We start from the raw sequence: 11,846 nt of genomic DNA, 5'->3' as shown, positions 1-11,846 counted from the left end.
CGTGTACGTCTCCGCGCGCAGCGACTACGCGCTCCGGGCGATGCTCGCCGTCGCCGCCGCCGCCAGTGTCGGCGGCGACGGAGAGGGCGGTGGCGGAGAGGGTGACGGTGGCGGTGGCGGCGAGTTGGTGAAGGCGGCCAGTCTGGCCGAGGTGCAGGGAATACCGCTCAGCTTCCTCCAGGGCATCCTGCTCGACCTGCGCCGAGCCGGCCTGCTGCTCAGCCATCGCGGCAGCGACGGTGGGTACGCGCTGACCCGCCCGGCCGATGAGATCACCGTCGGGGACGTACTCCGAGCGGTCGGCGGCTCGCTGACCACGGTCCGCGGACTGCCGGCCGAGCGGGCCGGATATCACGGGGTGGCCGCCGGCCTGACCGACGTCTGGCTGGCGGTGCACGGGGCGATCGCCACCGTGGTCGACAGCACCACCCTCGCCGACCTGCTCACCCATCACTCGACGGACCGCGCCCCCACAGCCTCCTGATCAGGGCGGTGTGGTCGGGCCGGTGCCCCGCCGACCCGACCACACCTCGTACCGATCCGGACCGGGCCTGCCCCTCCGCCGGCACCGGTCGGGCCGGCCGCTGCTCAGCCCACGTGTGCGACCGTCGGGCCGGAGCCCGGGTCACCGGGGCTGTGCAGCTCCACCAGACCGGCGGGAGCGTTACCCGCCGGGGTGGCATGCCAGGGTGCGAAGGCCGCAACCATGGCGAGCAACAGCCCGGCGAGCGCGACCGCGACCACCAGGATCAGTTCGCGCAGCGCCCCCGAGCCGGCTTCGCCCGCCATGGTCACCCCTCCCGTGCCGGGCCCCCCGCCCGACTTTCCCCCCGCCGGTCAGCTTCGACCACCGACGCCCGCGACGCAGTCAGCCAGCCGACCCAACTGAGGCTGATTACCGACTCAGCCGAGCGGAACGGGCGGCACGGCGGACGGGCCGAAGGTGCGGCCACCCCGCCACCACGGCGCCACAAACGGACCGACCCGCCCAGCCGAAGCGGGGCGGGTCGGTCGGGCGTACGGATCAGACGGTGCGGGGGCGGCGCGGGCGGCGGGACCGACCCGACGCACGGTGCGCCGAGCGGCCGGCACCGTCGGCGACTGAGCCGCCGGACCCACCGGCGGTACGTCCCCGACCAGCGGCAGCCTGCGGGGCGGCGACGATGGTCACCGGCACGCCGGAAGGCTCGCGGGCACCGGTCACCCGGGCCAGCGCCTCGTCACCCGGGCGCACCTGGACCGACTCGGGCCGAATGCCAGCGACTGCCATCAGGCGGGACACGTCCCGGCGCTGCTCCGGCAGGACCAGGGTGACCACGCTGCCGGACTCTCCGGCCCGGGCGGTCCGACCGCCCCGGTGCAGGTAGTCCTTCGCCTCGGTCGGCGGGTCCACGTTGACGACCATGTCCAGGCCGTCGACGTGGATGCCCCGGGCCGCCACGTCCGTGGCGACCAGAGCGGTCACCTGGCCGTTGCGGAACTGCTCCAGGATGCGGGTGCGCTGCGGCTGGGACTTGCCGCCGTGCAGCGCGGCCGCGCGTACCCCCTTGGAGAGCAACTGGCGGGCGAGCCGGTCGGCGCGGTGCTTCGTACCCATGAACAGGATGGTGCGGCCCTCACGGGCGGCGATCCGGGTCAGCGCGTCGGGCTTGTCCACCGCGTCGACGTGCAGCACGTGGTGGGTCATCGCGGTGACCGTGGCGGTGCCCGGGTCGACCGAGTGGGTCACCGGGCTGCTCAGGAAGCGGCGGACCAACCGGTCCACGCCGCCATCCAGGGTGGCCGAGAAGAGCATCCGCTGGCCCTGCGGCGCGACCTGCTCCAGCAGCTTGGTGACCTGCGGCAGGAAGCCCATGTCGGCCATCTGGTCGGCCTCGTCCAGCACGGTGATCTCGACCTGGTCGAGCCGGGCGTCGCCGCGGTTGATCAGGTCGTGCAGCCGGCCGGGGGTCGCCACGACCACCTCGGCGCCGGCGCGCAGGGCGTCCGCCTGACGCTGCAACGACAGCCCGCCGACGACGGTGACGCAGCGCAGCCCGACGGCGCGGGCGTACGGGGCCAGCGCGGTGGTGACCTGCTGGGCCAACTCGCGGGTCGGCACCAGCACCAGGGCCAGCGGGCGGCCCGGGCGGGCCCGGTGGCCAGCGGTGCGGGAGAGCAGCGGAAGCCCGAAGGCGAGGGTCTTGCCGGAGCCGGTACGACCCCGGCCGAGCACATCCCGGCCGGCGAGCGAGTCGGGCAGCGTGGCCGACTGGATCGGGAACGGCTCCGTGATGCCCTGCGCGGTCAGCGCGCTGAGCAGCGCGGGTGCCAGACCGGTATGGGCGAACGAAGGAATAACAGTGGTCACGCAAAAGCCTTCCTCGACGCGGCACGTGTCGAGGGAGGGCGCCGAAGTCGGCGCTGTCGCCAGCGGAAAAAGCCGCCAGGACTCACAAGCACGAACCGAAGGGGGTACGGGCCGGCCCGCCGCCGGGCCGCCGCCTGCTTACGCAGGTCGACGGCGGAGCGGGCCGGTCCCGTCACCGCCGCGCCCGGAGGGCGCGACAGGTAATGCCGACCGATCCGAAGATCAGATCGGGCGGATGTTCTCCGCCTGCGGGCCCTTCTGGCCCTGGGTCACCTCGAACTCGACCCGCTGGTTCTCGTCCAGGCTCCGGTAGCCGGAGGACTGGATCGCCGAGAAGTGGGCGAAGACGTCAGCGCCGCCGCCGTCCGGGGTGATGAAGCCGAAGCCCTTGTCAGCGTTGAACCACTTCACGGTGCCAATAGCCATGTGTTTCGTCTCCTTGACGGAACGTCGGACTCGCACTTGTTGCGAGCCCGAAGAGGAGCGCTCCGCGCGGGAATGCGCGAATCGCCTGTCGCTTCTGGTCGCCCCGCCCGGAGAACTCCGGACACAACAAAGAGCGCCTGGGGCCACAATCCCGCCAGGCGCACACAGAGTCTCTGGTAACCAAAACTGCAACCCGTTCAACCTACCACGGATTTTCCCGCCATGGTCAATGTCGGGCGGAATCTTCGGGCAACTTGGCGATCAGGGCCGTGAGCCCGGTCACGTCCAGCAGGTCGGCGGGGCGCACCGTCGCCCCGTCCCGGACGTAATGGAACGCCGCACCCACCCGGTCGACCGGTACCCCGGCCAGCTCCGCCCACGCCAGCCGGTAGACGGCCAACTGCACCGCGGCCACCTCCGCCGCCGGACCGGAGGGCTGCGCACCGGTCTTCCAGTCGACCACGTCGAACCGGCCGCCCGGCCGAGCGAAGACAGCATCCATCCGCCCCCGGACCACCACTCCGGCGATCACCGTGGCGAACGGCACCTCCACCTCCACCGGTGCCCGGTCGGCCCACTCGCTGGCCAGGAAGCGCTCCTGAAGCTCGACGAGCGCCTCGTCCGGCGCGGCATCCGCGTCGGCCGCGCCGGGCAGCTCGTCCAGGTCGAGCAGCCGGTCGGCACCGAAGCGCTGCTCCAGCCAGGCGTGGAAGGCCGTGCCGCGGCGGGCGTACGGGTTGGGCTCGGTGGGCACCGGGCGGCGCAGCGTCCGGGCCAGCGCCGCCGGGTCGCGGCGCAACGCGACCAGCTGGGTGACGCTCAGCTGGCCGGGCAGGGCCACCTCGACCGCGCCGGAGAGCCGGGTCAACTCGGCCCGCTCGGCCAGCAGCAGGTCCGCCTCGCGCTGCCAGCGCACCACCTCGGGATCCGCCTCCGACCCGCCGGCGACCACCAACTCCGCCGGGCCATCGCTCATCAGCCGGCGGACCAGACCGGCAGCCTCGGCCAGCGCCGGCCGACGGCCACCCAGCGGATCGGCCGGCCACTCCGCGCGGAGCACCACCTCGGCGGTCGGGTTCGTCGCATCCGGGGTCGGTTCCGGCGCCCACGCGTCGACCAGGTGCCCCGGGCCGCCGTCCAGGCAGGCGTCGTACACCTCGCGCAGGAAGACCGACGGGCCACGCGGCCGCTTGGTCCCCTCCCCCCACCAGTACGCCGAGCAGAGCAGCAGCCGGCGCGGCCGGGTCACCGCCACGTACGTCAGCCGGCGCTCCTCCCGCTCGTCGTGAGCACGCCAGGCGTCGGTGAAGTCGGTCACCGCCCGGGCCACCGCCCGCTGGTCCGCCGCCTCGTCGAGCGCCAGCTCGGGCAACCCGTCGACGTCACCGCGCAGCGGGAACGGCAGCACGCCCAGCCCGCCCAGCCAGTGGTCGGAGTTGCGCACCGGCCCCGGCCACAGCCCACGGCTCAGCCCCGCCACCGCCACCACGTCCCACTCCAGCCCCTTGGCGGCGTGGGCGGTGACCACCTGCACCGCGCCCTCCACCACCTCGACCTCGCCGGGGGCGAGGCCGCGCTCCTCGTCCTCGGCGGCGGCCAGGTAGGACAGGAAGCCGGCGAGGGTCGCGCCGGGGGTCTCCCCGCTGAACCGGGCCGCCACGTCGCCGAGGGCGTCCAGGTGCCCCCGGGCCAGGCCGGCGTCGCCAGCGCCGTCCCGGCCGGCCCGTACCGCGACCTCGACGTCCAGGCCGATGGTCCGCTCGATGTCCGCGATCAGGTCCGGCAGTGCCTGGTCCAGGCGGTAGCGCAGCAGCGCCAGCTCCCGGCCGTACGCGCGCAGCCGTGCGAAACCCTCCGCCGAGTACGCCTGCGCCGGGCCGAGGTCGGCCAGCGCCTCCACCAGGGTCGCCTCGTCCAGCAGGTCGGGGCTGATCTCCGAGGTGTCGTCGGCGGCCAACCGCCGCCGGGCGTTGGCGATGGCCCGAGCCCGCCGGTGCAGGGCCACCAGGTCGCGCGGCCCGATCCGCCAGCGGGCACCGGTGAGCAGCCGCAGCAGGGCGGCACCGTCGGTCGGGTCGGCCAGCACCCGCAGCGTGCACACCACGTCGCGGACCTCGGGGGTGTCCAGCAGGCCACCCAGCCCGACCACCTCGACCGGGAGACCGCGCTCGCGCAGCGCCGACTCGATCGCCGGAATCTGGCTGCGGACCCGGACCAGGACGGCGGTGGTCGGGCGCTGCGCCACCGGGATGTGCTCGGGCGCCGCGCCCGGCATCCGGGCCGCGCCACGCCACGCCGCGAGCACGCTGTCGGCGATCCAATCCGCCTCATCGGCGTACGTGGGCAGCAGTGCGCAGTGCACCGTGCCACCCGCGGCCCCACCGGGGCTGCGGTGCGGGATCGGGTCCCGGACCGTCAGCGCGGAGCGCAGCTCCGGCACCCGGGCGCCGGCCGCGCGCAGCGGTGTGGACAGCGCGTTCGCCACCCGGAGGATCTCCGGGCGGTTGCGCCAACTGGTGGTGAGCCCGAGCGCTGCGGCCGGCTGACCGTCGGCCCGGGCGAACTCGGTCGGGAACCGGTCCAACGTTCCGGCGCTGGCCCCCCGCCAGCCGTAGATCGACTGGCACGGGTCCCCCACCGCCGTCACCGGGTGCCCGCCGCCGAACAAAGCGTTGAGCAGCACCACCTGGGCGTGGCTCGTGTCCTGGTACTCGTCGAGCAGCACCACCCGGAAGCGGTCCCGCTCGATCTCGCCGACCCCCGGGTGGTCCCGGGCCACCCGGGCCGCCCGAGCGAGCTGGTCGGCGAAGTCCATCGCCTCGAAGTCCTCCTTGCGCCGGGCGTACGCCCGCACCAGCGGCAGCAGGCGCAGCCGGGTCTGCTGGAGGGCGAGCGCCTTGCGCACGTCGGCGTAGACCCGACCCGGCCGGGACTGCACCTCGGCGAAGAACCGCCCGGTCCAGGCCGCCAACTGGTCCGGAGCGACCAGGTGCTCGTCCAGCTCCCCGGCGAGCGCCAGCACCGCGTCGGTGATGGTGCTCGGCATCCGGTCCACCTCGGACATGTCGCCGTCGTAGTTGCGCACCAGCAGGTCGACCAACTGCCAGCGGGACGCCTCGGTGAGCAGCCGGGTGGACGGCTCGTAGCCGGCCCGCAGCCCGTGCTCGGTGACGATCCGCCCGGCATACGAGTGGTACGTGGAGACGGTGGGCTCGCCGGCCAGCGGATCGTCCAGCGGGTCCCGGCGCTGCCGGCCGACCCGGCGGATCAGCTGGTCGAGCCGGGTCCGTACCCGGTGGGCCAGCTCACCGGCCGCCTTACGGGTGAAGGTCAACCCGAGGATCTGCTCCGGGCGCACGTACGAGTTGGCCACCAGCCAGACCACCCGCGCGGCCATCGTCTCGGTCTTGCCGGACCCGGCCCCGGCGACCACCAGCAGCGGCTCCACCGGGGCGGCGATGATCGCGGCCTGCTCCCGGGTGGGCGCCGGCAGCCGCAGCAGCTTGGCCAGCTCCACCGGGGTGTACCGGGGGCCGGAATCGGCGAGTCGGGGCGCCGGAGCGGGGCCGGCGCCGAACAGGGTGGGCTGGGTCACCGTCCCGCCTCAGCTCGCGACTGCGTGGCTCGCAGGACCGGCTCGCTCCTCGCGCTCACGGCGACATCGTTCGTGACTGCGGGAATCGCACGCTCACTCCTCGCCTTCACGGATGCTCCGGGTGGTCGGCGGTTCGACGACCTGGCGCCCCTGCCCGGAGACCGGGCAGCTGGTGCGCACCGGGCAGACCCGGCACTTCGAGTTGGCCACCGCGGCGAACGTGGCGGCTGCCATCGTATCGGCGGTCCGCCGGACCAGCGCGGTCGCCCAGCCGGCCGCCGGCCCCTCGCCGACCGCCGGCTGGTTCTGCTCCCTGGCGTCCTTGGCGGAGGTGCCGAGCTGCACCAGCGCAGCACCCCCGGACTCGTCGCCGAACTCGGCGAACGCCCCCGCCTCCACCGCCGCCTGGTATGCGCCCAGCTGCGGATGCTCCGCCAGGTCGGTGCCGGTGACCGCCGTGGACTTACCGGTCTTCAGGTCGATCACCACCAGCCGACCGTCCTCGTCGACCTCCAGCCGATCGACCCGACCGGTCAGGTCGACCGGCCGCTGCGGGTCATCCAGGCGGACCGCGAACTCGTGCTCGATGGCGAGCAGCCGGCGCGGGTTGGTCGCCAGCCAGCGCAGCAGCTTGTCGACCATCGCCTCGGCCCGCTCCCGCTCCGGGCCGGCCATCCACCGGGCGGCCAACTCGATCGCGTCGAACCGGGCGGCCACGTAGTCAAGCAGGGCACCCCGGTCGGCGCTGGCGTCCTCGGCGAGCATCGCGGCGGCGTGCACCAGATTGCCCACCCCCTGCGCCGTGCTGGTCGGGCCGCTGCCGCCGTGCCGTTCCAGCAGCCAGCGCAGGCTGCACCGCAGTGCGCTCTCCATCGCCGACGGAGTGACCCGTACCGGCTCGCCGTCATCCACCAACGGCCGGTCGTCGGAGAGCGCCCGCAGCCCCCACCAGTCGTCGGGGTGCGCGCCGGGCACGCCAGCGGCGGCGAGCCGTGCCAGCTCGGTCGCCGCGGCGCGCCGCCGGGCCGCCGGTGCGGCCGGGTCGGTGATCGCGGTACGCAGCTCGGCCACCAGCGCCGGCAGGGTGAGCGCCCGAGGCGGCCGGGTGACCGGCAGTGCCCCGGGCCGGTCCGGCTCGCCGTCGCCGTGAGTCGCATCGCCGCCCTCGACCGCACCGCCGCCGGTAGGCGCGGCGCTCGGAGCGCCGCCGTCGGTAGGCGCGGTGCTCGGAGCGCCGCCGTCGGCGCGTGGGGTACTCGGGGCGCCGCCGCCGGTGAGCGCGGCGCTCGGGCTGCCGCCGCCGGTAGGCGCGGTGCTCGGGCTGCCGCCGCCGGCGGGATCGCTGGTCGGCGGGCCGGTGCGGGGACCGGGCGGTGTGGACGGGTCGACCGGCCCGGTGCCCCCCGGTGGGGTGGGCGGCGCGGTGGGGCCCAGCTCGTAGAGGAAACGGCTCGGCTGCTCCTCGTGGTCGTCGCCGCCGACTGCGGCCGAGGCCACGGCGCTGACCAGCAGCCGGTGTCGGGCGCGGCTGACGGCCACGTGGAAGAGGCGGCGTTCCTCGTCGAGCAACGCCGAGGTCTGACCCACCACGTTCGCGGCGGTGGCGCCGCCGACGGACCGACCCGCCAGCACGTCGACCAGCCGCTCCGAGCCGAGCAGGCTGCCGCGCAGCCGCAGGTCCGGCCAGATGCCCTCCTGCACTCCGACCACCGCGACCAGGTCCCACTCCAGGCCCTTCGCGGCGTGCGCGGTGAGCAGTCGGACCGCCGCGCCCCGGTCGGCGGTCGGGGCGATGGTGTCCGCCGGCAGGTCCTGGCCGAGCACGTGGTCGAGGAAGACCTCGGTGCGGGCACCGGGGAGCCGGTCGGTGAACCGGGCCGCCGCGTCGAAGAGCACCAGCACCGCGTCCAGGTCGCGGTCGGCCGCCTCGGCCCGTCGCCGTCGGGCCAGATCTCCCTCACCGGCCTCCGGCCGCCCCTGGCCGATCGCGCCGGCCCAGCGTTCGGCCAGACCGCTGGCCTGCCAGACGGCCCAGAGCACGTCCTCGGCGGTCGCGCCCGGACGGGCGGCGATGTCCCGGGCGGTGGCCAGCAGCCCGGCCACCGCCTGCGCCGGCTCCGCCCACCGCCGGTCGATGCCGGCCAGCTCGGCCGGGTCACGCAACGCCTCGACGATCAGCTCCCCGGACGGGCGGCGGTCCCCGCCGGCCAGCGCCAGCGCACGCAGGCCCTGCCGCAGTCGCCGCTCGGCCAGCGGGTCGGCCCCGCCCAGCGGCGAGTGCAGCAGCGCGACCGCCGCCTCCTCGTCCAGGCGGGCCGGCTCCAGCGCGCTCCGCAGCAGGAGCAGCAGCGGCGCCACCGCCGGTTGCAGGTGCAGCGGCAGATCCTCGCCGTGCACCGTGGTCGGTACGCCGGCCGCGTGCAGCGCCCGTTGCAGGGTGGGTAGCTGCAACGCGGTCGACCGAACCAGCACCGCCATCCGTGACCAGGGCACACCGTCGAGCAGGTGGGCGGAGCGCAGCGCATGGGCCAGCCAGGCGGCCTCGCTGGTCGCCGAGCGGAACGTGTGCACCTCGACCACGCCGGCCGGGGCGTCCGGCAGCGGGTGCAGACGGCGGTGCGCCGCCGGACCCCGCAGCCGGCGGCCCAGCCGGGCGATCGCGGCGAGCAGGCCCGGCCCGGCCCGGTAGGAGGTGGTCAGCAGCACCTGCGCTGCCGGCGCGCCGGAGGCGGTCCGGAACCGGTGCGGGAAGGTGGTCACCCCGGCCGGGTCGGCGCCCCGGAAGGCGTACGTGGAGGAGTCCGGGTCGGCGAAGGCGACCAGCGGCTTACCCCCGCCAGCGATCACCGAGAGCAGCTCGAGCTGGGCGGGATCGGTGTCGGCCAGCTCGTCGACGTACACATGGGCGAGCCGGCGGCGCTCGGCGGTCAGCAGTTCCTCGTCGTCGCGCAGCAGCCCGGTGGCCGCCCGGACCAGCTCCGCGGGGTCGTACGCGATCGAGCCCCGGTTGCTGACGTCGCGCAGCGCCAGCACCGCCACGTACTCCCGCAGGAACCGGGCGGCCGCCGGCCAGTCGGCGCGGCCGAGCTTCTCGCCCAGCCGGGCCAGGTCGACCGGGCCCACGCCGCGCTCGGCGGCGCGCATGAGCAGGTCGCGGAGTTGGCCGGCGAAGGCTCGGGTCCGCAGGGCGGGGCGCAGATCGGTCGGCCAGCCGACCGGGTCGTCCTCGGGCTCCTCGCCCACCACGTCCAGCAGCTCGCGGATGATCAGATCCTGCTCGGGGCCGGTGAGCAGGCGGGGCGACGGCTCGCCACGCTCGGCGGCGGCCCGGCGGAGCAGCCCGAAGGCGTACGCCGGGAAGGTGCGCACCAACGGCTCGCGCAGCACCCGGTGGCCGTCCTCGGCCACCCGGGCCTCGATCCGCTGGCGCAGGGCGGTGGCCGCTCGGCGGCCGAAGGTCAGCACCAGGATGCGCTCGGGGTCGACCCCCTCGGCCACCCGGGCGGCGACCGCCTCCACCAGGGTGCCGGTCTTGCCGGTGCCCGGCCCGCCGAGCACCAGCATCGGTCCGTCGGTGTGCGCGACCACCTCTGCCTGCACCGGGTCGACCCGCCGGCCCGGCGAACCATCCACCGACCCGGCCCCGTCGCCCCGGTCTGCCACCCCGCTGCCGACGACGCCACCACCCGCCGTGGTGTTGTCGTCGGAAAGCACGGAGTTGTCGTCGGAAAGCACGGAGCTGTCGTCGGAGAGCACGGTGCCACCGGCGGCCACGGTGCTGCCGCCAGGCACGCTCCCGTCCCCCCGCGCCGGCCCCCCAGACCGCCGCACCAACCGGTACGCCTGCATCAGCTCATCCCATCACGCCCATACGACACCAACCCCACCCCACCTCCCGGCCCCACCCCGCCCCCCGGCTCTCCCCACCCCCCGTCCCCACCCCACCCCATCCAGCTCCGTCGATCATGAAGTTAGCGGCGCGACACGCCGACAGCGGCGCCGCTAACTTCATGATCGACGGGAGGAGCGGGTCTGTGGATCTAAAGGTGTTTCCGGCCTGACCTGCCGGGCGTTGTGCCTGGTGAGGAGGGTGCCGTGATGACCGCGACACTGAACGACCAGACTGGACGTAAGAAGCGGCCCGAGCCGTCGGCGGAGGCGAAAGCCGCGGCCGAGTTGGTGCGGGCCGCGAAGGAGCAGGGCCTGTCGCTGACCGGCCCGGATGGGCTGCTGAAGCAGTTGACCAAGACGGTCCTGGAGACCGCGTTGAACGAGGAGATGACCGAGCACCTCGGCTACGAGAAACATGATCCGGCCGGCGTCGGCGCGGGCAACATCCGCAACGGCACCAGGCCGAAGACGGTGCTGACCGACGCATCGGGGCCGGTGCCAATCGATGTGCCGCGGGATCGGGCTGGCACGTTCGAGCCCCAGATTGTCCGTAAGCGGCAGCGCCGCCTGTCGGGGGTCGACGAGGTGGTGTTGTCGTTGTATGCCAAAGGTTTGACGACTGGGGAGATCAGCGCGCACTTCGCCGAGATCTATGGCGCCTCGGTCAGCAAGGAGACCATCTCCCGGATCACTGACAAGGTGATCGAGGAGATGACCGACTGGTCGCACCGGCCCCTGGATGAGATCTACGCGGCCGTGTTCATCGACGCCATCGTGGTCAAGGTCCGCGATGGGCAGGTCGCGAACCGGCCGTTCTACGCCGCGATCGGGGTCACCCTCGACGGGGAGAAGGACATCCTCGGGCTGTGGGCCGGCACGGGTGGTGAGGGTGCGAAGTTCTGGATGAGCGTGTTGACCGACCTGCGCAACCGGGGCGTCAAAGACGTGTTCTTCCTCGTCTGCGACGGCCTGAAAGGCCTACCCGAGGTCGTCACGAACGTGTGGCCCCGCACGGTGGTGCAGACCTGCATCATCCATCTGATCCGCAACACGTTCCGGCTGACCTCACGCAGGTACTGGGACGAGTTGAAGCGGGACATCAAGCCGATCTACACCGCGGTCAACGCCACCGCGGCCCGGGCCGCGTTCGACGACCTGGCCGACAAGTGGGGCGGGCGGTATCCCGCGGTGATCCGGTTGTGGGACAACGCCTGGGCCGAGTTCATCCCGTTCCTCGACTACGACCTCGAAATCCGCACGGTCATCTGCTCGACCAACGCGATCGAGTCCCTCAACGCCCGCTACCGCCGAGCGGTCAAAGCCCGTGGGCATTTCCCGAACGAGCTGGCCGCGTTGAAGTGTCTGTACCTGGTGACCCGGTCCCTGGATCCCACCGGAGCAGGAAGAACCCGATGGACGATGCGCTGGAAACCCGCGTTGAACGCCTTCGCCATCACCTTCAGCGACCGCTTCCCAGCCGCTGAAACCTACTAACCAAGATCGCCGGAAACACCGTTAGCGAGACAGCCCCGGAGGAGCCGGCCGGAGGCCGGGGGGACGGGGGGACGGGGAGAGGGGGGACGG

Annotated in this window: 7 protein-coding genes; 2 read left to right on the top strand and 5 right to left on the bottom strand. The window is 74.0% G+C overall.

Translation table 11 applies throughout. From position 1 onward, the window contains the following. The first annotated feature begins 1 nt into the window (after position 1). Positions 2-484: an RrF2 family transcriptional regulator gene (locus tag OG990_RS34330; RefSeq protein WP_406078361.1), complete on the top strand. Its 483-nt coding sequence runs from the start codon at positions 2-4 to the stop codon at positions 482-484. 104 nt (positions 485-588) lie between these two features. Here OG990_RS34330 and OG990_RS34325 read toward each other — a convergent pair whose 3' ends face one another. From OG990_RS34325 to OG990_RS34305, 5 genes are all read right to left on the bottom strand, one after another. Next, positions 589-789 (bottom strand): hypothetical protein, encoded by a 201-nt coding sequence (locus OG990_RS34325; protein WP_121652693.1) that lies wholly within the window; start codon positions 787-789, stop codon positions 589-591. Positions 790-1,024: 235 nt separating this feature from the next. Further along, a complete protein-coding gene (locus OG990_RS34320) occupies positions 1,025-2,350 on the bottom strand; it encodes a DEAD/DEAH box helicase (RefSeq protein WP_355614593.1) in 1,326 nt (441 codons plus the stop codon). Positions 2,351-2,572: 222 nt separating this feature from the next. Further along, a complete protein-coding gene (locus OG990_RS34315; protein ID WP_101369720.1) occupies positions 2,573-2,776 on the bottom strand; it encodes a cold-shock protein in 204 nt (67 codons plus the stop codon). Between the two features lie 226 nt (positions 2,777-3,002). Continuing rightward, positions 3,003-6,371 (bottom strand): ATP-dependent helicase, encoded by a 3,369-nt coding sequence (locus tag OG990_RS34310; RefSeq protein WP_406078360.1) that lies wholly within the window; start codon positions 6,369-6,371, stop codon positions 3,003-3,005. 93 nt (positions 6,372-6,464) lie between these two features. Further along, positions 6,465-10,163 (bottom strand): ATP-dependent helicase, encoded by a 3,699-nt coding sequence (locus OG990_RS34305; RefSeq protein WP_406078359.1) that lies wholly within the window; start codon positions 10,161-10,163, stop codon positions 6,465-6,467. Positions 10,164-10,469: 306 nt separating this feature from the next. Here OG990_RS34305 and OG990_RS34300 point away from each other — a divergent pair, with 306 nt between their 5' ends. Beyond that, entirely contained in the window at positions 10,470-11,756 is a 1,287-nt protein-coding gene (locus OG990_RS34300) for an IS256 family transposase (RefSeq protein WP_406078358.1), read from the top strand. Positions 11,757-11,846: the final 90 nt, after the last annotated feature.

It is taken from the genome of Micromonospora sp. NBC_00858 (assembly GCF_045207365.1).
Classification (GTDB): domain Bacteria; phylum Actinomycetota; class Actinomycetes; order Mycobacteriales; family Micromonosporaceae; genus Micromonospora.
This window is presented reverse-complemented; position numbering and strand designations above follow the sequence as displayed.

Excerpts from the sequence above, each read along its gene's own strand:
- OG990_RS34325 (WP_121652693.1), bottom strand. The coding sequence starts at position 789 with ATGGCGGGCGAAGCCGGCTCGGGGGCGCTGCGCGAACTGATCCTGGTG.
- OG990_RS34315 (WP_101369720.1), bottom strand. The coding sequence starts at position 2,776 with ATGGCTATTGGCACCGTGAAGTGGTTCAACGCTGACAAGGGCTTCGGC.
- OG990_RS34300 (WP_406078358.1), top strand. The coding sequence starts at position 10,470 with ATGACCGCGACACTGAACGACCAGACTGGACGTAAGAAGCGGCCCGAG.